Here is a 26134-nt window from a genome sequence, read left to right as displayed (position 1 = left end):
GATAAGCCGGAAGGGCCGGTGGACCTTTAAGCCCACCGGCCCCTTCAGGGTACTGCTTTGCAGACTACTCTGCGGACGCCTCAGCGGCCTCGGCCGGAGCGTCCTCGGAAGCGCCTTCTTCTTCGGCAACCACCGGGGAGAGGGACAGCTTGCCGCGGTCGTCGATCTTGGTGATCTCGACCTGGACCTTTTGGCCCACCGAGACGACATCCTCCACGTTGTCCACGCGCTTGCCGTTGGCCAGCTTGCGCAGTTCGGAGATGTGCAGGAGGCCGTCCTTGCCCGGGGTCAGGGAAACGAACGCACCGAACGTGGTGGTCTTGACCACGGTGCCCAGGTAGCGCTCACCGACTTCCGGAACCTGCGGGTTGGCGATCGCGTTGATGGCCGAACGTGCGGCGTCGGCGGACGGGCCGTCGGTTGCGCCGATGTAGACCGTGCCGTCGTCCTCGATGGAGATGTCCGCGCCGGTGTCTTCCTGGATCTGGTTGATCATCTTGCCCTTGGGGCCAATGACCTCGCCGATCTTGTCAACGGGGATCTTCACTGCGATGACGCGCGGTGCGAACTCGGAGAGCTCGTCCGGGGTGTCGATCGCTGCGTTGATGACCTCGAGGATGTGGAGGCGGGCCTCGCGGGCCTGCTTCAGGGCAGCGGCCAGGACGGAAGCCGGGATGCCGTCGAGCTTCGTGTCCAGCTGGATGGCGGTGACGAACTCGGAGGTGCCGGCAACCTTGAAGTCCATGTCGCCGAAGGCGTCTTCGGCGCCGAGGATGTCAGTCAGCGCTGCGTAGCGGGTCTGGCCGTCAACCTGGTCGGAAACCAGGCCCATGGCGATGCCTGCGACAGCGGCCTTCAGCGGCACGCCTGCGTTGAGCATGGACAGGGTGGAAGCGCAGACCGAACCCATGGAGGTGGAGCCGTTGGAGCCCAGTGCCTCGGAGACCTGGCGGATGGCGTACGGGAATTCCTCACGGGTGGGGAGGACCGGAACCAGGGCGCGCTCAGCGAGGGCACCGTGGCCGATTTCGCGGCGCTTCGGGGAGCCAACGCGGCCCGTCTCACCGGTGGAGTACGGCGGGAAGTTGTAGTTGTGCATGTAGCGCTTGCGCGTTATCGGTGACAACGAGTCGATCTGCTGTTCCATCTTGAGCATGTTGAGCGTGGTGACACCCATGATCTGGGTCTCGCCGCGTTCGAAGATGGCCGAACCGTGAACGCGCGGAAGAACCTCGACCTCGGCGGTGAGCTGGCGGATGTCCGTCAGGCCGCGGCCGTCGATGCGGATCTGGTCCTTGAGGATCCGCTGGCGCACAACGTGCTTGGTGACCGAACGGAAAGCAGCGGAAAGTTCCTTCTCGCGGCCTTCGAAATCTGCGGCGAGTGCGCCGAGGACTTCATCCTTGAGCTCATCCGAAGCGTTGTCGCGATCCTGCTTGTCGGCGATCTGGAAGACGGCAGCCAGCTTGTCGGCGGCGGCAGCTTCCACAGCGGCGTAGGCGTCATCCTGGTAGTCGAGGAAGACGGGGAACTCCACCGTGGGCTTGGCGGCGCGGGCAGCCAGGTCGGCCTGGGCCTCGCACAGTGCCTTGATGAACGGCTTGGCAGCCTCAAGGCCCTCGGAAACAACCTCTTCGGTGGGAGCGGTTGCACCCTGTTCCTTGATGAGGTTCCAGGAGTTGTCCGTGGCTTCCGCTTCGACCATCATGATCGCGACGTCGTCGCCTGCGATGCGGCCGGCGACAACCATGTTGAAGACAGCGTTCTCCAGCTGCGAGTGCTTGGGGAAGGCCACCCACTGCGAACCCTGCTCGTCGGCGATGAGGGCAACGCGGACGCCACCGATCGGGCCGGAGAACGGCAGGCCGGAAAGCTGGGTGGACATGGAGGACGCGTTGATGGCCACGACGTCGTAGAGCTCGTCCGGGTTGATGGCCAGGACGGTGACCACGATCTGGACTTCGTTGCGGAGGCCCTTGACGAAGGCCGGGCGCAGCGGGCGGTCCATGAGGCGGCAAGCCAGGATGGCTTCGGTGGACGGACGGCCTTCGCGGCGGAAGAACGAGCCCGGGATGCGGCCCGCGGCGTACATGCGCTCTTCGACGTCCACCGTCAGCGGGAAGAAGTCGAAGCCTTCACGCGGCTGCTTGCCCGCAGTGGTGGCGGAGAGGAGTGCGGTGTCGTCGTCGATGTAGACCATCGAAGCGCCGGCGGCCTGCTTGGCAAGGCGGCCGGTTTCGAAGCGGATGACGCGCTTGCCGAAACGGCCGTTGTCAATGATCGCTTCGGAGAACTGGATTTCGGGACCCTCCATGAGAGTCACCTCCGTTTCTGTTAGCGGAAGTCCGCCGCATCAACCCAGGCCCCTTCTTTATTACTGGCCTGTACTACACCCGGTCATCGATCGAGACCCACGGGCTGCACCGTCTCCGGCGCCCATCCCGGGAATCACTACCGAGGACCGCGAATGCGCGATGCGGTTGATTCCTGTTTTTAGTTGTTGAAGAAGGCGGCCCGTTCCGCGAGGGACCGGGCCGCCCGAAAGGCAGACTAGCGGCGCAGGCCGAGACGCTCGATGAGCGAACGGTAGCGGGCGATGTCGGTGTCCTTCAGGTAGGAAAGCATGCGCTTGCGGCGACCAACCAGTGCGAGCAGGCCGCGCTGGGTGTGGAAGTCGTGCTTGTGCGCCTTCATGTGCTCAGTCAGATCCTTGATCCGCTGGGTCAGGACTGCAACCTGGACCTCGGGCGAACCGGTGTCGCCTTCAGAGGTTGCGTATTCCTTGATGATGGACTGCTTTACAGCGGCGTCAAGTGCCACGTGAACTCCTAGAGTTGTGCCGTGCTTCCCGATGCAGCAATTCGCTGACGGGTTGCTTCCAGTGCGTCACCGCACATAAAAACAGGTCCAGCTGCCACGGACTGCGGCCGGAACCATTCATCAGTTTACCGGCAGGTCAGCAGTGTTGTCGAAAACGCTAGCCCTGGGCCAAAAGCTCGTGGGCCTGGGCAACGTCGAGGTTCATCTGTTCCACCAGCGCTTCCGGCCCCCGGTAGGCCACCATGCCGCGCAGTCGCTGGGTGAATTCCACTGCCACGGTCTGTCCGTAGAGGTTGAAATCCTCCACTTTCTCGTGCGGACGATCTATCACGTGGGCCTCCACCTGCCGGCTCACGCCGTCGAAAGTGGGGTTGGAACCAACGGAAATCGCAGCCGGCCACCGGGTGCCCGCCTGGTCGATCAGCCACCCCGCGTAAATCCCGTCAGCCGGTACATAGCCGGTGGAATCGTGGGCCAGGTTGGCCGTGGGGAAGCCAAGGTCACGGCCGCGTGCGGCACCATGGACCACTTCACCCCGCATGCGGTGCGGCCGGCCCAGCACTGCGGCCGCCGTGACGACGTCGCCCTCGGCCAGGGCATCACGCACCCAGGTGGAGGAACAACGGCGGTCGGCATCGCCGTCGTGATGCACCGGGAAGCCTCCCGCGCCGAACTCGTTGACCACCTGCACGCTGAAGCCCAACTCGTCGCCGAGTTCCTGCATGGTGTCCACGTCGCCCACGTTGCCCGCACCGAAGCGGAGATCGTGCCCCACCACCACGTGGGCTGCGCGAAGGCCGTCCACCAGGATGTCCCGGACGAACTCCAAGGGAGTCATCGCCGCCAGGTCAAGGGTGTACTTCATGACCAGGACGGCATCCACGCCCGTGGAGCCAAGGGCGTCGAGCTTGTCCTGAAGGCCCATGATGAGCTCCGGCGCGGACTCGGGCCGGTGCACCTGCGCCGGATGGGGATCGAAGGTGACGGCAACGGCAGGAATGCCATGGCGCTTGGCTGTCCGGGTCAGTTGGGCGAGAACGTGCTGGTGGCCCCGATGGACGCCGTCAAAGTTTCCGATGGTAACGACAGTCGGTCCGAAGTCCGCGGGGACTTCGGTGGGATCGTTCCAGATGTGGACCATCAACCTCGCCTTTTACTGCTGATTTTCGTTGCACCCGGCAACCATCCGGCGCCGGAACATTCTAAGGTTACCCGCAATGCCCTACTGCTGAGGGACGGTCGCGGATCAGGAGGGCCGGCGGCGGTTCAGCCAGAGCAGGCCCAGCACGGGAAGGACCAAGGGGACGAAACCGTAGCCGCGGCCGAAGAGGGACCACACAGTATCGTGCGGGAACGCCACCGGATCGAAGAGGCTCACGGCCCCCACCACCAGGACGCCCACCAGTTCCACCAGCACGGCGGCCAAGGACACCTTGAACCAGGTACGTCCGGGCTTGGCCAGCGAGATGGTGGCCACGATGTACACGAGGGCAGCAAAGGCGGAAAGGATGTGCGCCAAAGGCGCCTCGGAGAACTTGGTGGCAATCTGGTACCCGGCACGGGCCGTGGCCGAGAGGGCAAAGACGGCGTAGACCGCGATCAGCAAACGGCCTGGACCCGTGTTGCGGGTGTCCTTCTTCTGCTTTCCGGAGGCATCGGTCTCGGTTCCAGTCACGTTGTGTTCTTCTTTCAAGGTCAGTACCAGATCTGGTTCATGCGCGCGGCCATGACCAGGGCGGTGACGCCCACGGCAGCCAGGACAAAGTTGCTCCACCGGGTTCTTTCAAGGATGGACCAGTACACGGCACCCAGCGGGATCATGAGCGCGGTAATGAGGTAGCCCCAGAATTCCCAGGGCTCCCCCGCCATCTGCTCCCCCAAGGCCACCCGGACGATCGAGCCAACGAGGTACACCAGCAAAGCGACTTCGACGGCCAGCACCGAAAAGATGGTGACGTCATTGGGGGCCTTCTTCAACAGGCCTGCCACCACGCACGTGATGGTGGAAACCAGCCCGACGATCAGGATGGAGTAGAAATACCAGTCCATGATTAGTTGTCCGACCCCGTTCCGGCGCCGGCACTTGTTCCCTGGCCCGTTCCCGGCGCGAAGACCAGCACCGGCTTGGCGAAACTCCCTGTATCAGCCAGGAGCGCAACAAGCTCTCCCGACGGCGCGAACGCTGCGGCAGGATTCTCCGAGGTAGCAGCCGCAGCCGTTCCGGCGCCCGGGCCGGCAGCAATGCGGCGGCCGAACGAAATCTCAGTGGTTTCGTCCTCGGTGAGGTCGCGGTTAGGCATCAGGGCGCGTGCCGCGACGGACATCTCCAGCACATCCAACTCTTCGGCGAGCTGCTCAAGCGTGTGGGCCTGCCCAATGCCGTACGGACCAACCTGCGTGCGCCGGAGGGCCGTCAAATGGCCGCCCACGCCCAAAGCGTTACCGAGGTCGCGGGCCAACGCCCGGATGTACGTTCCGGAAGAACATTCCACGGTGACGTCGACGTCCACTACCCTGCCGCCGTCGATCCTTTCGATGCCGTGGACCTCAAAACGGTGGATGGTCACCGGCCGGGCGGCCAGCTTTACTTCCTCGCCGGACCGGACGCGGGCGTACGAACGCTCGCCGTTGACCTTGATGGCGCTGACACTGCTGGGCACCTGCTGGATGGGTCCGGTCAGGGCAGAAACACCTGCAGCGATCGCGTCGTCGGTGACGTCCGCGGCGCTCCGTGCCTCAGTGACGTCGCCTTCGGCGTCGTCCGTGATGGTGCTTTCGCCGAGCCGAATGGTGGCGGTATAGGTCTTTGACGTGCCCACGATGTACGTCAGGAGGCGCGTGGCCTTATTGATGCCAAGGACGAGGACCCCGGTAGCCATGGGGTCGAGCGTGCCGGCATGGCCCACTTTCCGGGTACCGGCCAGCCGCCGCATCCGTCCAACCACATCATGGCTGGTCCATCCCTGCGGTTTGTCAACGATCACCAGTCCAGAAAGCACGCTTACCAGTATATGGGTGGCTAGGATGGCTCCCATGCCTGAGCTTGCCGAGCACGTCCGAGACGTCCCCGTGAACCAGATCCGCGAAATCACCGAGGCGGCGTGGTCCACTCCCGGCGCGATCGTCCTGAGCATCGGCGAACCCGGGTTTCCGCTGGCCCGGCACGTCCTGGATGCCGGAATCGCCTGCCTCGACCGGGATGAGACCAACTACACTCCCAACGCCGGCATCCCGGCACTGCGCGAAGCGTTCGCCGCAAGGTTCCGGGCGCAGCAGCACGTGGACGTCCAGGCGGACCGCGTCTACGTGGTTGATGGCGCCCAGCAGGGCCTGCACTTCGTGATGAGCATGCTGCTCTCCCCCGGCGACGAGATCCTGATCCCCAATCCCGGCTACCCCACGTTCGCCATGACGAGCCACCTCCTGCATGCGGAACCCGTGCATTACCCGCTGTATCCGGAGAACGACTTCCAGCCGCATATCGAGGACATCGAGGCACTCATTTCGCCGCGCACCAAGGCCCTGATGCTGAATTCGCCCTCCAACCCCTTGGGCGCGGTGATCAGCGAGGACGCGATGCGCCTGCTGGTGGAACTGGCCGCCAAGCATGACCTGTGGGTCATCTCGGACGAATGCTACGAGGCCTTCACCTTCGACGTACCGCACGTGAGTCCGGCCCGCTTCGACAGCGATGTTCCGGGCAAGGCCCGCGTCTTTACGTCACTGACCCTCTCCAAGACCTACGGACTCACGGGCCTCCGCATCGGCGCGCTGATTTGTCCACCGGGGCTGGAGAAAACCATGAACAACGTGATGGAGTCGATCGTCTCCTGCGTCGCTTCACCATCCCAGTACGCGGCCTTGGCGGCTTTGACCGGCCCCCAGGACTATGTCGAAGAAGCGCGCAGGCACTACCGGGGAAACCGTGACGCGGCCTCGGCCATCCTTGCGGCCAAGGGAATTCCGTTCCTGGGAGCCCAGGGCGCCTTCTACCTGTGGGCCGATGTGTCCCATGTGAGCGGCGGCAACGTCCGGGCCTGGGTGCGCACCTTCCTGGCCGAGTCCGGCGTCGCCTTCGCACCCGGGACGGCTTTCGGGTCCATTGGCGAAGGCTGGATCAGGGTTGCGTTGTGCGGCAGCCAGGCGGACCTGCTCGACGGCGTCCGTCGCCTGCCTGCCCGGGCGGAAGTGGCGCCGGGCTGCTGAACCGGGACACCGCCGTCGAGCCTTCAGTAGTCGGTGCGTCCGGCGTTCCGCCGCCACGCGTCGAATGGCGAGTCGGCTGAGGCCAGCGGCGAATGCTCCACGGGGAGCAACCCAGGGCGTTCGCCCGCAAAGTATTCATAAAACAGGGCGTCGTCGAAGCCTGCACGCGCGGCACCGTGCCGGTCCGCGGCAAAGTACACCCGCCCGATCCTGGCCCACAGGGTGGCGGACAAGCAGAGCGGGCACGGTTCGCAACTGGCATAGAGCACCGAACCACTGAGATCGAACGTTCGGGTCTCCACTGCTGCGCGGCGGATCGCCACGACCTCCGCGTGGGCGGTGGGATCGTTGTCCCGCGTGACACGGTTCACTCCCTCATGCACTGTGCCGTCCGGCGTCACCACGACGGCGCCAAATGGACCACCGCCGTCGGATACGTTCCGGACGGCAAGCCCGATGGCACGTTCAAGGTATTCGTTCCGCTGCTGGTCACTGTGAGCCGACATGCTCTGATCTTAGCGATGCCGGGCAGCAGAAAGACCGGCTCCCTGCACGGGGAACCGGCCCTTGGATGCTGCCTGCTAGCGGTTGGCGTCCTCGTCGAGGTCGCCGTCGTCGGAGAGGTCCGTGTCCTCTTCGTCGAAGTCGTCTTCGTCGATCTCCTGCGCGGAGTCGCCCTTGTAGGGATCGGCCTCGCCCGCGTGCTTTGCCCCGGCAGCCAAGGCGGCTACTTCGGCGTCGCGGCGCTTGGCCTCGCGCAACAGTTCCTCAAGGTTCGAGGCGTTGACCGGAATCTGGTCGGCCACGAACTCGAGGGTGGGGGTCAGCCGCACCGTGATGTTGCGGCCGACTTCCTGCCGCAGGACACCCTTGGCCTTCTCCAAGGCCTTTGCGGCATCCGTGTGGGCAACCTCGTCGCCGAACACCGTGTAGTAGACAGTAGCGTGCTGGAGATCGTTGGTGACGCGGGCGTCGGTTACTGTGATGGGCTCGACGCGCGGATCCTTGACCCGACGGCCGAGTGCCTCGGCAACCACCACCTTGATCCGTTGTGCCAACTTGGCAGCGCGTGCCGGATCAGCCATGACTTCCTCCTGGAAAGTAGAAACGGGAACGGAACGGGCCCGCCGGGACAACCCTGGCGGACCCGCTCCGAACGGAACCTAGACGCGCGGCTTCTCGCGCATCTCGAAGGTCTCGATGATGTCACCTTCGGCGATGTCGTTGTACGAGCCCAGGCCAATACCACACTCGAAGTCGGTACGGACTTCGGTGGCGTCGTCCTTGAACCGCTTGAGGGTCTCGACGGTGAGGTTGTCACCGATGACCTTGCCGTCGCGGCTGACGCGTGCCTTGGTGTTACGGCGGATGATGCCCGTGCGGACGATCGAGCCGGCGATGTTGCCGAACTTGGAGGAACGGAACACTTCGCGGACCTCGGCGGTGCCCAGCTGGACTTCCTCGTACTCCGGCTTGAGCATGCCCTTGAGGGCCATCTCGATGTCATCGATTGCTGCGTAGATGACGGAGTAGAAGCGCATGTCCACGCCTTCGCGGTCGGCCAGTTCGGCCACACGCTCGGCAGGCTTGACGTTGAAGCCGATGATGATGGCGTTGTCCACCGTCGCCAGGTTGACGTCGTTCTGCGTGATGGCACCCACACCGCGGTGGATGACACGGAGCTGAACGTCGTCGTCTCCCACGTCGATCTTGAGCAGGGCGTCTTCGAGGGCTTCCACGGCACCGGAAACGTCACCCTTGAGGATGAGGTTGAGGGTGTCGATCTTGCCTTCGGCGACTGCCTGGTCGAAGTCTTCCAGGCTGATGCGCTTGCGGCGCTTGGCCAGGGCAGCGTTGCGGTCCGCAGCTTCACGCTTCTCGGCGATCTGGCGGGCAGTACGCTCGTCCGGCGTCACCAGGAAGGTGTCACCTGCACGCGGCACGTTGGACAGGCCGAGGACCTGGACCGGGCGGGACGGCAGGGCGACATCGAGTGCCTCGCCGTTCTCGTCGAACATCGCACGGACACGGCCGTGGGCCGTGCCGGCAACGATCGTGTCGCCGACGGCCAAGGTACCGGACTGCACCAGCACGGTGGCCACGGAACCGCGGCCCTTGTCCAGGTTCGCTTCGATGGCAATGCCTCGAGCGTCCTTGTCCGGGTTGGCACGCAGGTCCAGGGCAGCGTCCGCGGTGAGGAGGACGGCTTCGATCAGTTCGTCGATGTTGAGGTTCTGGCGGGCAGAGACCTCCACGAACATGGTGTCGCCACCGTATTCCTCGGGAACCAGGCCGTACTCGGTCAGCTGGCCCTTGACCTTGTCAGGGTTGGCGCCTTCCTTGTCGATCTTGTTCACGGCAACCACGATCGGCACCTCGGCGGCCTGGGCGTGGTTCAACGCTTCAACCGTCTGCGGCATGACGCCGTCGTCGGCTGCGACCACCAGGATGGCAATATCGGTGACCTTCGCACCACGGGCACGCATGGCGGTGAACGCCTCGTGACCCGGGGTATCGATGAAGGTGATGTCGCGCGGAGTGCCCTCGTGGACGTGGCTGATCTGGTAAGCACCGATGTGCTGTGTGATTCCACCGTGCTCGCCGGCCACAACGTTGGAGTTGCGGATGGCGTCAAGGAGGCGGGTCTTACCGTGGTCAACGTGGCCCATGACGGTCACTACCGGCGGACGCGCCTCAAGGACGTCGTCGCCTTCGGCATCCAGTTCACCCTGGAGGTCGATGTCGAACGAGTCGAGCAGCTCGCGCTCTTCGTCTTCCGGCGAGACAACCTGCAGCTTGTAGCCGAGTTCGGCACCGAGCAAGGCGAAGGTGTCTTCGTCGAGGGACTGGGTAGCCGTTGCCATTTCACCGAGGTGGAACAGCACGGTCACCAGCGAGGCCGGGTTGGCATCGATCTTCTCGGCGAAGTCGGTGATGGAGGAACCACGACGCAAGCGGATGATGGTCTGGCCATCGCCGCGGGGTACGGTTACGCCGCCCAGCGACGGAGCGCTCATCTGCTCCAGTTCCTGGCGCTTTGCGCGCTTCGACTTGCGCTGCTTGCCACGGCCTGCGCCGCCCTTGCCGAAGGCACCCTGGGTGCCACCGCGACCGCGGCCACCCTTGCCGAAGCCACCGCCGGCGGGAGCTCCGCCACCGGTGCCTCCACCAGGAGCGCCACCCGGACGGCCGGGACCACCCGGACGGCCGGGGCCACCGGGACGGCCACCTGTGGGGGCCGGACGCTCAGTGCGGTTGGGCATCATGCCCGGAGTAGGACGGTTTCCGCCAGGGCCACCGCCGGGACGCGGAGCTCCCGGGCGGGGAGCGCCGGGACGCGGAGCACCGGGACGCGGGCCACCGGAACCGGCTGCCGGACGGGGACCGCCTGCACCGGCCGCGGGACGCGGACCACCGGGGCGTTCGCCTTCAGTGCGGCCGCCCGGACGGGGCATGCCCTGGGACGTTGCAAACGGGTTGTTGCCCGGACGCGGCGGACGCTCGCCATCGCCACCACGGCCGCGGGGCATGCCCTGCGAGGTGGCGAACGGGTTGTTTCCGGGGCGCGGACCACCGGGGCGTGGAGCCTGGCCGCCGCCGGAACGTCCCTGGGCCGGGGCGTCTGCCTTGGGAGCAGGACGGGCACCGGGCTTTGCGGACACCGGCGTGGAGGCTGCCGGAGCAGCCGGGGCTGCCGGTGCTGCGGGAGCCGACGGGGCGGGAACAGCAGGAGCTGCCGGGGCCGCCGGAGCCGAAGCGGCCGGAGCCTTGGGGGTTGCCGGACCCGGCGCCGGAGCGGCCGGACGGGACGGAGCCGGCGCTGCGGGACGGCTTGCAGCGGGGGCGGCGGGTGCTGCCGACTTTGCGGCACCTGCACCCGGGTAGGCGTCGCGAAGCTTCTTCACGACGGGGGCCTCAATGGTTGACGAGGCGGAGCGAACGAATTCGCCCAATTCCTGCAGTTTGGTTACTGCATCTTTGGAAGTGATACCGAGCTCTTTGGCGAGCTCATGTACGCGGACCTTGGCCACATTTCTCCTGTCTCGGTCCGCACCGAGCCAGGCACGAACCGTCTACTTCTTACTGCGGGCCCTTGCCGCTTCCACGGCGGAAAGGCCCTTTGCAGAGCGCAACAAAGTTGTCATCGTTACGCACTCATCGCTGGGAACTCATCGGGTTTCCATCAGATTTCTGACCCGCTTTCAGGTTTGGACGGTTTTCCCGTGGCGGCCGGAGCCTCCACAAGTGGCATGCCGGACATGAAACGGCGTTCGACGGCGGTGGTTTCGGTTACGCCCGCAAGGGCCCTCCCGAAAGCGCGCCGCTTGATCGCCAATGCCAAGCACTTTTCGTTGGGGTGCAGCCACGCACCCCTGCCGGCCATCCGGCGTCGTTCATCCACTACGACAACGGGAGAACCGCTGCCCTGGGCGACCAGCCGGACAAGCTCGGACCGGGAGCCATGCTTCCGGCATCCGATACAGGTGCGCACGGGCCCAGCCGCGTGGCCATCGCCGTGCTCAGGCAGTTCAGCCACGATGTGTCCCACAGCTGCGCATGCCCCTCTACGAACGGATACCGGACGTAAGCCCGGTTCCATCTATTCTAGCCCCCTGCCCCTGACAGCCGAAACCGAGGGTCGGTCCAGCGCGGCGCAGACGCGCCGCACCGGCTCTCCTAGTCGGTCTTCGCCGGCGCAGCGTCAGAGACGATGTCGATCCGCCAGCCCGTCAGTTTCGCCGCGAGCCGGGCGTTCTGGCCTTCCTTGCCGATGGCCAGAGAAAGCTGGTAATCCGGGACTACCACGCGGGCCGAACGGGTGGCCTCGTCCGTAATGGTGACCGAAGTCACCCTCGACGGCGACAGTGAGTTGGCGATGAAAGTGGCGGCATCGTCGCTGAAATCGACGATATCGATCTTTTCGTCGTTGAGTTCGGTCATGACGGCGCGGACACGTGAACCCATTTCACCGATGCAGGCACCCTTGGCGTTGACGCCGGCAGCGTTGGCCTTCACCGCGATCTTGGTGCGGTGACCGGCCTCGCGGGCCAGGGCCACGATCTCCACCGAACGGTCCGCGATCTCCGGAACTTCCATTTCGAAGAGCTTGCGGACAAGCCCCGGGTGCGATCGGGACAAGGTGATGGACGGCCCCTTGGCCCCGCGGTGGACGTCCACCACGAAGGCACGGAGACGGCTGCCGTGGAGGTACTTCTCGCCGGGGACCTGTTCCGGCGGCGGAAGCAGCGCCTCAACGGTGCCGAGGTTGACCTGGATCATGTGCGGGTTGTTGCCCTGCTGGATCATGCCTGCGACGAGCTCGCCCTCGCGGCCCTTGAATTCACCCAGCACGTTGTCATCCTCAACATCGCGCAGTCGCTGAAGGATGATCTGGCGTGCGGTGCTGGCTGCGATCCGGCCAAAGCCGGCCGGGGTGTCCTCGAACTCGCCCACGGCCTCGCCGTCGTCGTCCAGTTCGGTAGCCCAAATAGTGACGTGGCCACTCTTGCGGTCCAGTTCGGCACGGGCCTTCTCAAAGGCGCCGGGCGTCTTGTGGTAGGCCACCAGCAAGGCTTGCTCGATGGTGGGAATCAGGAGGTCCAGCGGGATTTCACGCTCACGCTCCAGGAGCCTCAGTGCGCTCATATCAATATCCATTAGGCCTCCTCGGAAGGTCCATTGTGTTCGTCTGCCAGCCCGGCCTCGTGGAGGTGGCTGAATTCAATCTCGACTTTTCCGTGGCGGATCCTGTCGAAAGGAATGGTGATGGGGTCACCCTGCTTGGGCTTCATGCCCTTCTTGACCTCATGCTCGGGAATGAGCGTCACGGCATCATCCTCCACCGAGGCGATGCGGCCGGTGAGGTTCTCGCCCTGGATGACGTTGACTTTGACCATCCGCCCGCGGGCGCGGTGCCAGTGGCGGGGTTCGGTCAGAGGGCGGCCCACACCGGGTGAGGAAACCTCGAGGTCGTAGGGGCGCCCGTCGTCCTGGGGGTCGTTGTCCAGGATGTCGGACAGGCCGCGGGAAACGTCCGCGATCGCATCCAGGCTCACTCCCCCGGTTTCTTCCTGCGGGAGGTCCACCACGACGTGGACGGTGCGCTGCGAGCCTGCAACGTGGATGGCAACATCCTCGAGGTAGAGCCGGTTGGCCAGGACAGCCGGTTCGAGCAGGGCCTTGAGCCTGCTTTCTTCCGGGTTGCGGATGGTGGCCGTCGAGTTGGTGTCAGTACGGTCTGTTGAAGTCGTGGCTTCCGAGTCACTCACGCTGCCCGCCGCCTCCCGATAGATGTTGTTGTGACTACTAGCCTAACGATTTTCAGAACAACATGGTGCACGGAGTTCGCCGCACACGTGACACCATGGTGTGTTGTGAACGAGCAAACAAGTGAAAAACGGCCACCCCGCCGCTGGGTCCGGATTGCGCTCGTTGCGATCGTTGCCCTGCTCGTGATCGGCACGGGCATGGTCCTTGTTCCCCGGGATTCCGGGGCTCCGGCGGCCGTTTCCTTCACGGAGGCAGCACGGAGCAGCGCTTTCAACGACGCCCTCGCGCTTCGTGATTCGGCCTCCTCGCTCGCTGCCTCGCCCTCCTCCGGTGTCGGAGCGGGCACCTGGACGGGTTCTGTGACATTGCTGACAACGCATGCCCGGGCCCTGTTGTCCCCGGTAATATCCGGCCCTTCCTCCCCTGTTTCCAGCAGTGCCAGGGCCGCGGAACCAACGGCGCCTTCCTTCATCGCGGACCTGGCCGCGAGCGGCCGGAAGCGGCTCGAGGACGCCAAGCAGGCCGACGCCGGAATCGCCCGGCTGCTCGCCGCCGTCGGGACCGCCCAGGTCCTGGACGCCGAACGGCTGGCAAGCCTGTTGAAGCTCCCCTTTCCCACCGCTGGTCCGGACACCAAAGCAACAGCGCCCGCGCAGGCAAGGACCCCGTGCCCCTCGGTGAGCCCGACGCCGGAGCCCACAGCAGCCACGACGGACGCCGCCCTGGCCGCCGCAGTGCGGTCCGAGCACCAGGCCGTCTACGTCCACCAGGTAGCACTCAAGCGCCTGGATGCAACGGCAGCGGTGACCGCCGCCAAGGCGCTCACCACCCATGAGCGCCTCTTGGAGCAGGCTGAATCCCTCACCCGGCTTACTTGCGGTGACGTCCCCAACCGGGAGGCCGGCTATAGCCTCTCAACGCAGTTCGCCGGAGACCCTGCCGCGGCACTGGGCACTTTGGAAATCGAATCCCTGCCGGTGTTCGGCGATCTCGTGGCCCTGTCCACCGGTCCCACCCGCGAGTGGGCCATGGAATCGCTCCTGGCCGCTGCCCGCCGCGGCGCAGCATGGGGCTCTGCCCAGCCCCCGCTGCCGGGGCTCAAGCTCGACGACGGCGACCTGCCGCAGCTGCCTACCCCCGCATCCACGCCGGGGTAGGCCAGCCTTGCCATGCTGGCGGAGACGGCATGGCGGTGCTTGGCTTGGAGCATGGCTTCAACAGAACCTGCCACGATGCACGAGAACGAACCACACCGCGACGACCTCGCCCACCGGCTCAATTGGTTGCGCGCCGGCGTCCTCGGGGCCAATGACGGAATCGTTTCGGTTGCAGCGATCGTGGTGGGCGTGGCCGGTGCCACCACCAACACTGGCAGCATCCTGGCCGCCGGGACTGCAGGGCTGGTAGGTGGTGCGATTTCCATGGCCCTGGGCGAGTACGTCTCGGTGAGCAGCCAAAGCGATACCCAGAAGGCCCTCATTGAAAAGGAGCGCAGGGAGCTCGCCGAACAGCCTGAGGAAGAGCTGGAGGAGCTCACTGCGATCTACCAGGCCAAGGGTCTCAGCGCTGCGACCGCCCGCACCGTGGCCCTCGAGTTGACCGAGCATGATGCCCTGGCCGCCCACCTGTCCGCCGAGCTGAACATCCAGGAGGACGACATCGTCAGCCCTTGGAATGCTGCCTTCGCTTCCGCGGTCGCCTTCACGCTCGGAGCCATCCTCCCGATGCTGGCCATCCTCCTTCCGCCTCCCGGCCTCCGGGTGCCGTTGACGTTCGCCGCAGTGCTGCTCGCCCTGGCGGTCACGGGTGCCGTGGGCGCGTGGATCGGCGGCGCATCCAGGTTCCGAGCGGCTGCGCGGGTGGTTCTGGGCGGTGCCTTGGCGCTGGCAGCCACGTTCTCCATCGGCAGCCTGTTGGGCGCCAGCGGCGTTTTCTGACAGCACGGGAGCTCCGCGGCGCTAGGCTGATCGCGTGAGAATCCACGCCATGATCCCCATCCCGGGCGACCTGCACGCCAGGTACAACCGCGACTCCGCGGGACGTGACTGGCTGGCAAGCCTGCCTGGGCTCATCCAGGACTCCCTGGACCGGTGGGACCTGACGGTTGATCTGGCCCCCGGAACCGAACCCTGGAGCGGCCACGGTGCCTTGGTTGTTCCTGTCCTCCGGGACCGCGTCCAGGGCGCCCTCAAGATCGCCTACCCCCACGACGAGGCGTTGGTGGAGCGCCATGCGTTGACCCTGTGGAACGGCCACGGGGCCGTACGGATGCTGGAGTCGGATGCCGGCAGTTGCTCCATGCTGCTCGAGCGCCTTGATGCTTCTGCGTGGCTGCAGGACGTTCCCCTGGACGTGGCCCGCGATGCCTGGGGTGGCATTGTGCGGCGCCTCTCCATCATCCCCGACGAGCGGCCGCAGTGGCGGGCGTTCGATCACGTGGCGGCGACGGCGGAGCGGTGGAGCGATGAACTGCCGCAGGACTGGGAACAGCTCAACCGTCCGTTTCCCCGCTGGCTGCTGGAGGCAGCCCTCGAGGTCTGCCAGACCCGGGGAGCGGTTGGCCGCCGTTCCAGCAGGGATGTACTGGTACACACCGACCTGCACTACATGAACGTCCTGGCGGAGCACGACGGCGGCGAATACCTCGCGATCGACCCGCAACCGCAGGTCGGCGAAGCCGAGTTCGCGGTTGCGCCGGTCCTGTGGAACCGTATCAAGGACCTCCCGCGCAGCTCTCCCGAGGCAGCTTTGCGGGAACGGTGTGCCGACTTCAGCCTCGCCGCGGGCCTGGACCCGGAAACTGCCCGGCAGTGGGGTGTTGCACGGGAGGTCGGGAATGCCCTGTGGTACGCCCGGAAACCATTGCATGCCGGCGATCTTGCCCGTTCCCTCTGGGTGGCCAGTACGCTCGCCGGGAAAACACTGGCGGGCCTCCCGTCCGCGCACGACCTCCCTGGTCCGGGCGAAGCGGTCACCTGAGCCCTACGCGAAGTTGTCGTTCCAGACGTCCGCGCCAAGCTTGATGATGAGCGCGGCAACCACGATCAGGAAAACTATGCGGACGAAGCTGCTTCCCCTGGCCACGGCCGTCCGGGCACCGAGGTAGCCGCCGGCCATGTTGGACACGCCCAGCACCAGCCCGAGTCCCCACAGCAGGGAGCCATGCGGCAGGAAGAAGATCAAAGCCCCGGCGTTGGTGGCCATGTTGACGATCTTGGCTTTGGCGCTGGCTTCGAGGAACGCGTACCCCATGGCCGACACCAGGGCGATAACCAGGAACGAGCCCGTTCCGGGGCCAATCAGGCCGTCATAGAAGCCTATGGCTGCCCCGATCAGGCATGCCACCACATAATGCTTGTGGCCATCGTGCCGGAGCGCCGTCAGCTCGCCGGCATTGGGGCGCAGTGCCGTGAAGACCGCGACGGCGATGAGAGCCACCACGATGATGGGCTTGAAGACGCTGGACGGCAATGACGCAGCCAGGATGGCTCCGCCAAAACTTCCGGCCAAAGCGATGATGGCCATGGGGATGGCCGTCTTAAGGTCGGGACCGACACGCCGGTAGAAGGTCACGGCACTCGTAGTAGTGCCGAAGATGGAGCCCATCTTGTTCGTGGCCAGGGCCTGGACGGGCGTGATGCCCGGGACCAGGAGCAGTGCCGGAAGCTGGATCAGTCCTCCGCCACCCACCACCGCATCAACCCAGCCGGCAGCGAATCCAGCCACCACGATCAGGATGACCGTGGTGAGCTGGATCGACTCGAAGCCGGAGATCAACGGCCGCGGACGGCGTTGACCACGTAGTCCACGGCCTTGTCCACCGAAACGTTCTCGGCGTCGCCGCTGCGGCGGTCCTTGATCTCCACGACGCCGTCAACCAGTCCGCGGCCGACGGCCAGGATGGTGGGGACGCCCAGGAGCTCGGCATCGCCGAACTTCACGCCCGGGGAAACCTTGGGGCGGTCATCGTAGATGACGTCCAGTCCGGCGTCTTGCAACTCGGCGGACAGCTTCTCCGCGGCCTCGAAGATTTCGTCGCCACGGCCAACGGCCACCACGTGGACGTCGGCGGGGGCCACCGTTCGCGGCCAAACCAATCCACGGTCATCATGGTTGGCTTCGGCGAGGGCTGCGACGGCGCGAGTAACACCCACGCCGTAGGAGCCCATGGTCACCACTACCTGCTTGCCGTTCTGGTCCAGGACCTTGAGGTCCAGCGCTTCGGCGTACTTGCGGCCAAGCTGGAAGATGTGCCCCATCTCGATGCCACGTGCGGTTTCCAGCGGACCCGAGCCGTCGGGGGCCTCATCACCGGCACGGACCTCCGTGCTTTCGATGATGCCGTCCCAGGTGAAGTCGCGGCCGGCAACGAGCCCGAAAACGTGCTTTCCGTCCTGGTTGGCGCCGGTGACCCAGGCAGTTCCGGAGACCACACGGGGGTCAACCAGGAACAGGAGCTTCGAGGAACCTTCCAGGCCAAGGACGGGTTCTGCCAAGGACAGACCCGGGCCGATGTAGCCCTTGACCAGCCACGGCAGCTTCTTGAGGTCTTCCTCGTTCGCAGCCTCGAGCTGGATCTCGCCGGCGATCGGCAGGAAGGCCCCGATGTTCGCTTCAACCCGCTTGAGGTCCACGGCACGGTCGCCCGGAACGCCGATGACCACGATCTGGCGCTCACCCGTGGGGAGCGTGACGGCGAGGACGACGTTCTTGAGCGTGTCAGCGGCAGTCCAGGCGCCGCCGTCGGCCTCGCTTCGGGGCGCGAGCTGGTTGGCTGCGTTCACCAGCGTTTCGATGGTGGGAGTATCCGGGGTGTCCAACACCTCCGCTGCGGAGGCGTTGCTGAAGTCGATGTCGGCCGGAACAACCGTGGTGACGGCCTCGACGTTGGCGTAGTAACCGCCCGCCGAGCGCACAAAGGTGTCCTCGCCGATTTCCGTGGGGAACAGGAACTCTTCGCTCTTGGAGCCGCCCATGGCACCGGCCGTGGCCGCAACCGGAATAACCTCCAGGCCGAGCCGTTCAAAGATCTTGAGGTAGGCAGCACGGTGGGCCGCATAGCTGGCGTCCAGGCCGGCGTCGTCGACGTCGAAGGAGTACGAGTCCTTCATGATGAACTCGCGGCCGCGGAGGAGGCCCGCCCGGGGACGTGCCTCATCGCGGTACTTGTTCTGGATCTGGTAGATGCTCAGAGGCAGGTCTTTGTAGGACGAGTACAGGTCCTTGACCAGCAGCGTGAACATCTCCTCGTGCGTCGGTGCCAGGAGGTAGTCGGCGCCTTTGCGGTCCTGGAGGCGGAACAGGCCTTCGCCGTATTCGGTCCAGCGGTTGGTGGCCTCATAGGGTTCGCGGGGAAGGAGTGCCGGGAAATGCACTTCCTGCGCGCCGATGGCTGCCATCTCCTGGCGGACGATTTCCTCCACCTTGCGCAGCACGCTCAGGCCCAGCGGCAGCCACGTGTAGATGCCGGGTGCGGCACGGCGGATGTAGCCGGCACGGACCAGGAGCTTGTGGCTGGCGACCTCGGCGTCGACGGGATCTTCGCGCAGGGTGCGCAGGAACAACTGGGAAAGGCGAAGGACCACGGGTACTTATCCGTTTCTATGGCAGTCAGGGCAAAAAGAACTGTGTACTAATCTACCGGCTGCGGGACGCCGCTCCGGAACGGGCACACAGAAGAGCCACGCCCTCGCGTCTGGAAGCCCCTGGCCGAATCCGGCTGGTCATCCTGCAATGGCGTGGCTCAACGGCCGGCCGGCCGCAGACTCTGTCCTGGGACTAGATCCCCATTCCCTCCAGCGGAATGGGATCGCCTGCGACTGGGAAGCATTGGTCATTGCCGAACTCACGGATGGCGCGGCTGCGCGTGGCAACCTTCAAGGTCAAAGTCATGTTTCCCCCTAGCCACCCGCACCCCAACGACACGGCTAGGGACGAATGTATGTGATTGGCGACACCTTTTCAAGGATTCCGGAGCATGATCCAGCCTTGACCGGGGAGGCACACAGACCTACTTTAATTTCATCAGATGGTGAATTATCGGTTCGGAGGTCGCCATGTCCCGGGTTGCAAAGCACGCTGGAGGGACGCAGGCCAGTGCGATCGAAGCATCAGGACTTCACATCTCGCGTGGCCGGACCAGGATTATCCGCGGTCTCGATTTCACCGTTGGCAGTGGTCGGATCACGGGGCTCCTCGGCCCATCCGGCAGCGGCAAGACAACGCTCATGCGCGGCATAGTCGGCGTCCAGCGCCTCACCCACGGCTCCCTGACCGTCCTGGGACTGCCTGCCGGGAGCGCGGCACTGAGGCACGACGTCGGTTACGTCACCCAAGGCGCCAGCGTCTACGGGGACTTGAGTGTTGAGGGCAACGTCAGGTACTTCGGAGCCATGCACAGCGCGACGGCGGCCGACGCCGCCGGGGCGATTGCCGCCGTCGGGCTCCAGGACTTTGCCCGTCGGAAGGCCGCCGACCTGTCCGGTGGACAGTTCAGCCGTGTGTCGCTGGCGTGCGCGCTGGTGTCCCGCCCACAACTGCTGGTCCTGGACGAACCGACCGTGGGGCTGGACCCGGTGCTGCGCGCGGAACTTTGGGAACGCTTCGCGGCCATGGCGGAGACCGGCACCACGCTGCTGGTGTCCAGCCACGTCATGGAAGAGGCATCTCATTGTTCCTCGCTCCTGCTGCTGCGCGACGGACTGCTGTTGGCACAACTGACTCCGGACCAACTCGCCGAACGTGGTCGGAGCAAAGACCTGGAACGGGCATTCCTGACCCTGATCAAGGAAGGGCCGGGGACTTCGGCCCCGACCCTGGGCCGTCACGAAAGGACAGTGGCATCATGAATCCGCGCATGACGTTGGCCACCGCTGCCAGGGTCCTGGGCCAATTGCGCCACGACCACCGCAGCGTTGGCCTCATCCTGGTGGTGCCGGCCCTGCTGCTCGCGGCGGTGTACTTCCTATTCGAGAATGAGACCCTGCCTCCGGGCGTCCCGCGCACCTTCGACCGTGTTGGGCTCATGATGCTTGCAATCTTCCCGTTCGTGGTCATGTTCCTGGTCACGTCGATCACCATGCTCCGCGAGCGGACGTCGGGGACGCTGGAACGGCTGCTTACCACGCCCATCCACAAGGCCGACCTGCTGTTCGGCTATGCCCTGGCGTTCTCCATCATGGCCGCGTTGCAGTCGTTGGTGGCCACGGCAGTGGCCTACTGGGTCTTCAACCTGGACATCAAGGGCAGCCCCGGTTTGGTGGTGATGATCGCCGTCATCAACGCCGTGCTGGGCGTTGCCTTGGGACTGCTGTGCTCAGCCTTCGCCCGGACCGAGTTCCAAGCCGTGCAGTTCATGCCGGTTGTGGTGGTGCCGCAGATCCTGTTGTGCGGCCTGTTCGTGGCACGCGACCACATGAATGACGTCCTCGACGCCATCTCCGGAGTCCTGCCCTTGACCTTCTCCGTGGACGCGTTGCAGGAGATCGCCGGGAATACCGCCGCAACACAGGTACTCTGGCAGGACACGCTGGTGATGGGAGCAATCGTGGTGGGAGTCCTGGTCCTTGCCTCACTGACACTACGGAGGCAGACTGCATGAGCCTGCAGCCCTTGCGCCGGGGTCGACGGGGAGCCGGCGACCATTCCAGGGAAGCGATCCTCACGGCTGCCCGCAAGCTGTTCGCCGAGCAGGGATTCGATGGCACCAGCCTGCGCCAGGTTGCCCGCGAAGCTTCCGTGGATCCGGCCATGGTGCACCACTTCTTCAAAGGCAAGGACGAACTTTTTGCCGCGAGCGTGGAGTTGCCCGCCAACCCCGCCGAGGTCCTGGCCGGCGTCGATGCCCTTGACCCTTCCGCCCGCGCCGAGGCAATCGTCAAAGCGATCCTGCGGCTGTGGGAAGGGCCCGCGCAGCACGCTTTGGTGGCCTTCGTCAGGGGCACCATCGGCTCCAAGGCAAAGACGGCACTCCTCCGCGAAATGGTGAGCAGGACGGTTTTGGCCCGGATCGCCACAGGCCTTCCCGTGGACGAGCAGGAAGCCAAGCTCCGCGGCAACCTGGTGGCCTCGCAGCTGATCGGCCTCATGGTGGCCCGCTACGTTGTACGGCTGGAGCCCTTGGCATCGGCCACTGAAGAAGACGTGGTGCGTATGGTGACTCCCACCATCCACCGGTACCTGACGGGCGAACTGGACTGAGCAGCACCAGCAGTGGTTGGCCCTGGGCCGGGTCCAACCACTGCGGCCCAAAGCAGGTGCTACTTGATGAGTTCCACCGCTTGGTCGAGTAGTGCCGAGACGCTTTCGATGGCGTCGGCTTCAGACGTGCCGCCGATCCCGATCACCGAGACCAAGACATTCTCGTCAATGGTTTGGGCCAGGATCATCGAGCCCTTTTCGCCGGTGGCAGCTGCCGTGTCCATCCGGTAGGCGACTGTGGCACGGGCCGGCTTCTTGGCACCAAGATCCGTGACCGTCATGGTGCTGGATCCGGTGGGTCCGTTCATGGTGAGGGTGCCGCACTTTGCGAGGTTTTCCTTGCTCGCATCCAATTCGGCTGCGATGGCGTCACCCAGCCCGGTGCCGAGCGAGATGGTTGAGATGCTGCCAGAGGCCGCATCCTGGCTGACGCCGACGGCTGCCTTCACCCCCTCCAACGGCCGGGCGAGTGATCCCATGGCCATGTCCTTGCACACCGCCGGCTGGACATCCACTTGCTCCATCAAGGCCTTGCTTTGGGCCATGGACCCTGAGAGGTCGGCCGTGGATGTCACGCTGAGCTTTGTCCCGCGCTTATCTGTCATCTTCGCGAGGACGGCGTTAAGGGCTTCAAGCGTGAACTCCTTCGCCGCGGTGGGTGTTGGCGTAGGTGTCGCAGTCGCCGATTCGCTGGCGGGAGCGGATGCTGCATCCGTGGACGTGCCTGCACCGCCACATGCGGTGAGCCCCATGACCAACAGTCCTGACACGGCGAATCCGCGCAGAGCATTCTTATTCATTTGTTCCCCAAAGGAAAGTCGAGTGATGTGCTGACGAACGTCAGCGGGATAAGACTACAAGTTGCAACGCGCGGAAAAGGAACCGGGCCTAGAACAACACAGTTGCGAACGTTCCTGCTTGCTTGAAGCCCACCCGCTCGTAGCTTGCCCGGGCCTTCGAGTTGTAGTCGTTCACGTAAAGGCTCGTCACCGGAGCAAAGGTCCGGGAAAGATTGACGACGGCGGCCATGTAGCCTGCGCTTTGGCCGCGGCCACGGAGTTCCGGATTCATCCAGACGCCCTGCACCTGCGTGACGTCCTGCGTGACGGCACCAAGTTCGGCCTTGAACACCACGGTGCCCCGGGCATCGATGTGAACCAGGGAATGGCCTTGCCGGATGAGCCCTGCGACACGCCGGCTGTAGAAGTCCTGGCCGCCCAAATACGGCGAGTACCCCACTTCTTCCTCGAACATGGCGGCGCAGGCCGGAAGGATGACGTCGAAGTCCGCCATGGTACCGAATGTGAGCGACGGGTTGGCTGGAATAGCCGGCGCACCCGAAATGGTCAGGAGCGGTTGCCGGGAACGAACCTCATGGGCATAGTGGCCCAGTTGTTCAAACCGTGAGTAAAGGGCCAGCACGGTTTCCGCAGGCCCGAAAATAGATGCATAACGACGACCCGATTGATGGGCTGCTGCTGCCACGTCGCCCACCCATTCGGGGTCCAGTTGCACGGGAACCAGGTTGGCCCCCGCCCAACAAGCTCCCAGGAGCCGGTCGTCGTCGAAAACGCCGATGACGCTGGCTCCACCGCTGGTGGGCGCAGCCGTCCCCACACTGTCCAGGTGGGCGAGGATGAAGACGTTGGCTACGGGATCCAGGTTCGCAAGCGCGCGAAGGGCCAGGGTGTCGGCACCGCCGAGCACCCTGACGCCCAGGCCAGTCCCGTTACGAGACGCTAACCACGGGGCTACCTTTGACAGCATCTTCGCCATCGGCCTCCCCCATCTCTTCGGCGATGCGCATCGCCTCTTCGATCAGTGTCTCAACAATTTGGCTTTCGGGCACGGTCTTGATGACTTCGCCCTTCACGAAGATCTGTCCCTTGCCGTTGCCTGAGGCCACGCCAAGGTCTGCTTCGCGGGCCTCGCCCGGTCCGTTGACCACACAGCCCATGACGGCCACGCGCAACGGGATCTCCATGCCTTCCAGGCCGGCGGTCACCTGCTCGGCCAAGGTGTAGACATCCACCTGGGCGCGGCCGCACGAGGGGCAGGACACAATCTCCAGCTTGCGCGGACGCAGGTTCAGGGACTGCAGGATCTGGTTGCCCACCTTGATTTCCTCCACCGGCGGTGCGGAGAGGGAGACGCGGATGGTGTCGCCGATGCCACGGGACAGCAAAGCTCCGAAGGCGGTGGCCGACTTGATGGTTCCCTGGAACGCCGGGCCGGCTTCAGTGACGCCGAGGTGCAGGGGCCAATCACCCTTCTCTGCGAGCATCTCGTAGGCGGCGACCATCACCACGGGATCGTTGTGCTTCACGGAGATCTTGAAGTCGTGGAAGCCGTGTTCCTCGAACAGCGAGGCTTCCCAGACTGCCGACTCAACCAATGCTTCAGGAGTGGCCTTGCCGTACTTCTTGAGGATGCCGGGCTCCAGCGAGCCGGCATTCACCCCGATCCGGATGGACGTGCCGTGGTCCTTGGCAGCGGCCGCGATTTCCTTGACCTGGTCATCGAACTTGCGGATGTTTCCCGGGTTGACGCGGACCGCTGCGCAGCCTGCCTCGATGGCGGCGAACACGTACTTCGGCTGGAAGTGGATGTCCGCGATCACGGGGATCTGGGACTTGCGGGCGATGATCGGCAACGCCTCGGCGTCGTCCGCGGACGGGCACGCAACCCGGACAATGTCGCATCCGGAGGCCGTCAACTCGGCGATCTGCTGGAGCGTGGCGTTGATGTCCGTGGTGGGCGTGGTGGTCATGGACTGCACGCTGATGGGGTAATCGGAGCCAACACCAACGGATCCAACCTTGATTTGCCGCGTCTTACGGCGTGGGGCAAGGACGGGTGGTGGGGCTGCTGGCATTCCCAGGCTGACCGAGGTCACGTGGACTCCTTGGGTTTGGGGTGTATCTGGTGGTGGGATGCCCGGACTAGGACACGTGGTCCGAGAGGAGGCCGATGATCGGGGACCATTCAGTGGTGCGGATTCCGGCGATGGCACCAGCGTCCGCGAACGGATCCTTCTTCAGGAGTTCATTGAGTTCGGCCTCATCCTGGGACTTGAAGACGAGGAGCGCGCCTGCGCCGTCACCGTACGGGCCGCTCGCGAGGAGCTTGCCCTCTTCAGCCAGGTCGCCGAGCCAGGCTCGGTGGGCGGGGCGGGCTTCATCGCGGAGGGCGCCGGATTCGGCGACGTACACATACTCAACAGCGAAAACAGTCATGGAGTTAGCCTATCCCGGTCCGCCGCATGATCCGCCATCGGAAGGCCCCGCCAATCGGCCTAGCCAAAGATGTTGACCGGCTTGACGATGTCCGCGTAGATCAACAGCGCACCCATGGCCATCAGGAGCGCGGCCACGACGTAGGTAGCCGGGAGGAGCTTGGCGATGTCGAACGCCCCGGGGTCAGGCTTGCCGCGCAAGGCGGCCACCCGGCGTCGAACGCCTTCATAGAGCGCACCGGCCACATGGCCGCCATCCAGCGGAAGCAAGGGGATGAGGTTGAAGATCGCCAGGGCGAAGTTGAGGCCCGCAAGCAGCCCCACCAACGTTCCGATCCGGGCCTGCAACGGCACCTGTTCCATGGCTGCGACCTCGCCGGCCACGCGGCCCACGCCCACCACGCTGATGGGGCCGTTCGGGTCCCGGGGCTCTTCGCTGAAGGCGGCCTTGGCGACACCCACCACCCTGGCGGGCAGGTTGAAGATCACACCGGAGATCTGCTTGATGTTCTCCCCGGCCATGGGCAAAACGCTCGACGCCGGTTGGGGCACCAAGGCGCTTTGGGCGCCTATGCCCAGGAACCCGACCTCTTGGTATTTCAGGACGCCGCTGGCGTCCTGCTCCTGGCGGCCGTCGGTACCGATGACCGGGCGGGACGAGAGGACCGGAGTGACTGTGGTGGAGACGACGGACCCATTGCGTTCCACCGTGATGGGAACTTCCTTGCCCGCGGAGGCCCTGATCCAGCCCGTCAGTTCATCCCAGCTGGTGACCTGTTTTCCGTCGAAGGTCTTGACGGTGTCGTTGGGTTGGAGGCCTGCCGCCGCGGCCGGGGTGGGCTTGCAGTCGGCGGAATCCGGATCCACGGTCTGCCCTGCGGCCACCTGGCATTTGGAGACGTCGGCGATAGTGGTGGTTGCCTGCGCGGTACCGAATCCCATGAGGAGGACGGCCGTGAGCACCAGCCCAATGAGCATGTTCATGGCGGGACCGCCGAGCATGATGATGATCTTTTTCCACACCGGCAGCTTGTAGAACACCCGGTTCTCGTCGCCGGGGCCAACTTCCTCGTGCGCCACGGAGCGGGCTTCGGAAGCCAAGGTCTGGAACATGCCCGTACTGGACGGGCGGACACCGCCGTCTTCCTTGTTGGGCGGGTACATGCCGATCATCGCCACGTATCCGCCGAGCGGAAGTGCTTTGAACCCGTACTCGGTTTCACCCTTCCTGCGGGACCACAGGGTGGGACCGAAGCCAATCATGTACTTGGTCACGCGCACCTTGAAGAGCTTCGCGGGAACCAAGTGGCCCACTTCGTGAAGCGCGATGGAGACAGCGACGCCGATGGCGACGAAAACGACTCCGAGGATGAAGAGAAGGACGGGACTCATGCGGCTGGGACT

General features: G+C 65.0%; 26 protein-coding genes. 7 read left to right on the top strand and 19 right to left on the bottom strand.

All coding sequences use genetic code 11. The features are described 5' to 3' along the window. Window positions 1–64 precede the first annotated feature (64 nt). The 6 genes from ACIPY3_RS06245 to truB all read right to left on the bottom strand — a co-directional run bounded on the left by ACIPY3_RS06245 (window position 65) and on the right by truB (window position 5819). Window positions 65–2314, bottom strand: a complete 2250-nt coding sequence (locus ACIPY3_RS06245; RefSeq protein ID WP_400331452.1) for a polyribonucleotide nucleotidyltransferase — start codon at window positions 2312–2314, stop codon at window positions 65–67. Window positions 2315–2550: 236 nt separating this feature from the next. After that, a complete protein-coding gene (gene rpsO, locus ACIPY3_RS06240) occupies window positions 2551–2820 on the bottom strand; it encodes a 30S ribosomal protein S15 (protein WP_387433932.1) in 270 nt (89 codons plus the stop codon). A gap of 157 nt (window positions 2821–2977) precedes the next feature. Next, window positions 2978–3961 (bottom strand): bifunctional riboflavin kinase/FAD synthetase, encoded by a 984-nt coding sequence (locus tag ACIPY3_RS06235; RefSeq protein ID WP_400331449.1) that lies wholly within the window; start codon window positions 3959–3961, stop codon window positions 2978–2980. Window positions 3962–4066: 105 nt separating this feature from the next. Next, window positions 4067–4513, bottom strand: coding sequence for a hypothetical protein (locus tag ACIPY3_RS06230; RefSeq protein WP_400331447.1), 447 nt, complete (start codon window positions 4511–4513; stop codon window positions 4067–4069). Between the two features lie 2 nt (window positions 4514–4515). Beyond that, window positions 4516–4869, bottom strand: a complete 354-nt coding sequence (locus ACIPY3_RS06225; protein ID WP_400331445.1) for a hypothetical protein — start codon at window positions 4867–4869, stop codon at window positions 4516–4518. A gap of 2 nt (window positions 4870–4871) precedes the next feature. Then, on the bottom strand, window positions 4872–5819 hold the full coding sequence (truB, locus tag ACIPY3_RS06220) for a tRNA pseudouridine(55) synthase TruB (RefSeq protein WP_400331442.1): 948 nt from the start codon (window positions 5817–5819) through the stop codon (window positions 4872–4874). A 34-nt stretch (window positions 5820–5853) separates the two neighbouring features. Here truB and ACIPY3_RS06215 point away from each other — a divergent pair, with 34 nt between their 5' ends. Further along, window positions 5854–7026, top strand: a complete 1173-nt coding sequence (locus tag ACIPY3_RS06215; RefSeq protein ID WP_400331440.1) for a pyridoxal phosphate-dependent aminotransferase — start codon at window positions 5854–5856, stop codon at window positions 7024–7026. 23 nt (window positions 7027–7049) lie between these two features. Here ACIPY3_RS06215 and ACIPY3_RS06210 read toward each other — a convergent pair whose 3' ends face one another. The 6 genes from ACIPY3_RS06210 to rimP all read right to left on the bottom strand — a co-directional run bounded on the left by ACIPY3_RS06210 (window position 7050) and on the right by rimP (window position 13295). Continuing rightward, the gene (locus ACIPY3_RS06210) at window positions 7050–7532 is read right to left on the bottom strand and encodes a nucleoside deaminase (protein WP_400331437.1); all 483 of its coding nucleotides are present in this window, start codon (window positions 7530–7532) and stop codon (window positions 7050–7052) included. A gap of 75 nt (window positions 7533–7607) precedes the next feature. Next, window positions 7608–8111, bottom strand: a complete 504-nt coding sequence (gene rbfA, locus ACIPY3_RS06205) for a 30S ribosome-binding factor RbfA (protein WP_400331434.1) — start codon at window positions 8109–8111, stop codon at window positions 7608–7610. 78 nt (window positions 8112–8189) lie between these two features. After that, window positions 8190–11057, bottom strand: a complete 2868-nt coding sequence (infB, locus tag ACIPY3_RS06200; RefSeq protein WP_400331431.1) for a translation initiation factor IF-2 — start codon at window positions 11055–11057, stop codon at window positions 8190–8192. Window positions 11058–11209: 152 nt separating this feature from the next. After that, window positions 11210–11626, bottom strand: coding sequence for a YlxR family protein (locus ACIPY3_RS06195; protein ID WP_400331428.1), 417 nt, complete (start codon window positions 11624–11626; stop codon window positions 11210–11212). A 77-nt stretch (window positions 11627–11703) separates the two neighbouring features. Continuing rightward, complete coding sequence (gene nusA, locus ACIPY3_RS06190; RefSeq protein WP_397323982.1) at window positions 11704–12684, bottom strand: transcription termination factor NusA; 981 nt, start codon at window positions 12682–12684, stop codon at window positions 11704–11706. Next, complete coding sequence (gene rimP / locus ACIPY3_RS06185) at window positions 12684–13295, bottom strand: ribosome maturation factor RimP (protein WP_400331426.1); 612 nt, start codon at window positions 13293–13295, stop codon at window positions 12684–12686. Before rimP ends, nusA begins: the two co-directional genes overlap by 1 nt. A 105-nt stretch (window positions 13296–13400) precedes the next feature. On the opposite strand from rimP, the gene ACIPY3_RS06180 reads away from it, so the two are divergent. From ACIPY3_RS06180 to ACIPY3_RS06170, 3 genes are read left to right on the top strand one after another with little or no spacing between them, the layout of a single operon-like run. Further along, window positions 13401–14453 (top strand): DUF4439 domain-containing protein, encoded by a 1053-nt coding sequence (locus ACIPY3_RS06180; RefSeq protein ID WP_400331423.1) that lies wholly within the window; start codon window positions 13401–13403, stop codon window positions 14451–14453. Window positions 14454–14504: 51 nt separating this feature from the next. Beyond that, complete coding sequence (locus ACIPY3_RS06175) at window positions 14505–15233, top strand: VIT family protein (RefSeq protein WP_400331420.1); 729 nt, start codon at window positions 14505–14507, stop codon at window positions 15231–15233. Window positions 15234–15282: 49 nt separating this feature from the next. After that, entirely contained in the window at window positions 15283–16275 is a 993-nt protein-coding gene (locus ACIPY3_RS06170) for an aminoglycoside phosphotransferase family protein (protein WP_400331662.1), read from the top strand. A 3-nt stretch (window positions 16276–16278) separates the two neighbouring features. On the opposite strand, the gene ACIPY3_RS06165 is transcribed toward ACIPY3_RS06170, so the two are convergent. Both ACIPY3_RS06165 and ACIPY3_RS06160 read right to left on the bottom strand, forming a co-directional pair. Then, a complete protein-coding gene (locus ACIPY3_RS06165) occupies window positions 16279–17073 on the bottom strand; it encodes a sulfite exporter TauE/SafE family protein (protein WP_400331417.1) in 795 nt (264 codons plus the stop codon). Continuing rightward, complete coding sequence (locus tag ACIPY3_RS06160; protein ID WP_400331414.1) at window positions 17070–18881, bottom strand: proline--tRNA ligase; 1812 nt, start codon at window positions 18879–18881, stop codon at window positions 17070–17072. The genes ACIPY3_RS06165 and ACIPY3_RS06160 overlap by 4 nt, the downstream gene beginning before the upstream one ends. Before the next feature lie 471 nt (window positions 18882–19352). Here ACIPY3_RS06160 and ACIPY3_RS06155 point away from each other — a divergent pair, with 471 nt between their 5' ends. From ACIPY3_RS06155 to ACIPY3_RS06145, 3 genes are read left to right on the top strand one after another with little or no spacing between them, the layout of a single operon-like run. Continuing rightward, the gene (locus ACIPY3_RS06155; RefSeq protein WP_400331413.1) at window positions 19353–20144 is read left to right on the top strand and encodes an ABC transporter ATP-binding protein; all 792 of its coding nucleotides are present in this window, start codon (window positions 19353–19355) and stop codon (window positions 20142–20144) included. 8 nt (window positions 20145–20152) lie between these two features. Continuing rightward, on the top strand, window positions 20153–20896 hold the full coding sequence (locus tag ACIPY3_RS06150) for an ABC transporter permease (protein ID WP_400331659.1): 744 nt from the start codon (window positions 20153–20155) through the stop codon (window positions 20894–20896). Continuing rightward, entirely contained in the window at window positions 20893–21495 is a 603-nt protein-coding gene (locus ACIPY3_RS06145) for a TetR family transcriptional regulator (protein WP_400331410.1), read from the top strand. The genes ACIPY3_RS06150 and ACIPY3_RS06145 overlap by 4 nt, the downstream gene beginning before the upstream one ends. Window positions 21496–21554: 59 nt before the next feature. On the opposite strand, the gene ACIPY3_RS06140 is transcribed toward ACIPY3_RS06145, so the two are convergent. From ACIPY3_RS06140 to ACIPY3_RS06120, 5 genes are all read right to left on the bottom strand, one after another. After that, entirely contained in the window at window positions 21555–22295 is a 741-nt protein-coding gene (locus ACIPY3_RS06140; protein WP_400331407.1) for a hypothetical protein, read from the bottom strand. A gap of 88 nt (window positions 22296–22383) precedes the next feature. After that, window positions 22384–23262, bottom strand: coding sequence for a DUF4081 domain-containing protein (locus tag ACIPY3_RS06135; RefSeq protein WP_400331656.1), 879 nt, complete (start codon window positions 23260–23262; stop codon window positions 22384–22386). Beyond that, window positions 23225–24391 carry a flavodoxin-dependent (E)-4-hydroxy-3-methylbut-2-enyl-diphosphate synthase gene (gene ispG / locus ACIPY3_RS06130; RefSeq protein ID WP_387433889.1) on the bottom strand — a complete coding sequence of 389 codons (1167 nt, stop codon included), beginning with the start codon at window positions 24389–24391 and terminating at the stop codon, window positions 23225–23227. The genes ACIPY3_RS06135 and ispG overlap by 38 nt, the downstream gene beginning before the upstream one ends. 46 nt (window positions 24392–24437) lie before the next feature. Beyond that, window positions 24438–24731, bottom strand: a complete 294-nt coding sequence (locus tag ACIPY3_RS06125) for a YciI family protein (protein ID WP_397323971.1) — start codon at window positions 24729–24731, stop codon at window positions 24438–24440. Between the two features lie 59 nt (window positions 24732–24790). After that, window positions 24791–26122 carry a M50 family metallopeptidase gene (locus ACIPY3_RS06120; protein ID WP_400331405.1) on the bottom strand — a complete coding sequence of 444 codons (1332 nt, stop codon included), beginning with the start codon at window positions 26120–26122 and terminating at the stop codon, window positions 24791–24793. Window positions 26123–26134 lie beyond the last annotated feature (12 nt).

Origin of the sequence: Paenarthrobacter sp. NPDC089714 (assembly GCF_044748905.1) — a bacterium.
Classification (GTDB): Bacteria; Actinomycetota; Actinomycetes; order Actinomycetales; family Micrococcaceae; genus Arthrobacter.
Note: the sequence above shows the minus strand (reverse complement) of the source record. Positions and strands in the feature narration are given on the sequence as shown.

Bases quoted from the DNA above. Each gene is read 5' to 3' on its own strand.
- ACIPY3_RS06170 (WP_400331662.1), top strand. From the start codon at position 15,283: ATGATCCCCATCCCGGGCGACCTGCACGCCAGGTACAACCGCGACTCC.
- ACIPY3_RS06235 (WP_400331449.1), bottom strand. From the start codon at position 3,961: ATGGTCCACATCTGGAACGATCCCACCGAAGTCCCCGCGGACTTCGGA.
- ACIPY3_RS06150 (WP_400331659.1), top strand. From the start codon at position 20,153: ATGACGTTGGCCACCGCTGCCAGGGTCCTGGGCCAATTGCGCCACGAC.
- ACIPY3_RS06210 (WP_400331437.1), bottom strand. From the start codon at position 7,532: ATGTCGGCTCACAGTGACCAGCAGCGGAACGAATACCTTGAACGTGCC.
- ACIPY3_RS06155 (WP_400331413.1), top strand. From the start codon at position 19,353: ATGTCCCGGGTTGCAAAGCACGCTGGAGGGACGCAGGCCAGTGCGATC.
- ACIPY3_RS06195 (WP_400331428.1), bottom strand. From the start codon at position 11,626: ATGGAACCGGGCTTACGTCCGGTATCCGTTCGTAGAGGGGCATGCGCA.
- ACIPY3_RS06175 (WP_400331420.1), top strand. From the start codon at position 14,505: ATGGCTTCAACAGAACCTGCCACGATGCACGAGAACGAACCACACCGC.
- ACIPY3_RS06145 (WP_400331410.1), top strand. From the start codon at position 20,893: ATGAGCCTGCAGCCCTTGCGCCGGGGTCGACGGGGAGCCGGCGACCAT.
- ACIPY3_RS06135 (WP_400331656.1), bottom strand. From the start codon at position 23,262: ATGCTGTCAAAGGTAGCCCCGTGGTTAGCGTCTCGTAACGGGACTGGC.
- ACIPY3_RS06120 (WP_400331405.1), bottom strand. From the start codon at position 26,122: ATGAGTCCCGTCCTTCTCTTCATCCTCGGAGTCGTTTTCGTCGCCATC.
- nusA (WP_397323982.1), bottom strand. From the start codon at position 12,684: ATGGATATTGATATGAGCGCACTGAGGCTCCTGGAGCGTGAGCGTGAA.
- ACIPY3_RS06245 (WP_400331452.1), bottom strand. From the start codon at position 2,314: ATGGAGGGTCCCGAAATCCAGTTCTCCGAAGCGATCATTGACAACGGC.
- ACIPY3_RS06125 (WP_397323971.1), bottom strand. From the start codon at position 24,731: ATGACTGTTTTCGCTGTTGAGTATGTGTACGTCGCCGAATCCGGCGCC.
- ACIPY3_RS06140 (WP_400331407.1), bottom strand. From the start codon at position 22,295: ATGAATAAGAATGCTCTGCGCGGATTCGCCGTGTCAGGACTGTTGGTC.
- rbfA (WP_400331434.1), bottom strand. From the start codon at position 8,111: ATGGCTGATCCGGCACGCGCTGCCAAGTTGGCACAACGGATCAAGGTG.
- ACIPY3_RS06225 (WP_400331445.1), bottom strand. From the start codon at position 4,869: ATGGACTGGTATTTCTACTCCATCCTGATCGTCGGGCTGGTTTCCACC.
- ACIPY3_RS06215 (WP_400331440.1), top strand. From the start codon at position 5,854: ATGCCTGAGCTTGCCGAGCACGTCCGAGACGTCCCCGTGAACCAGATC.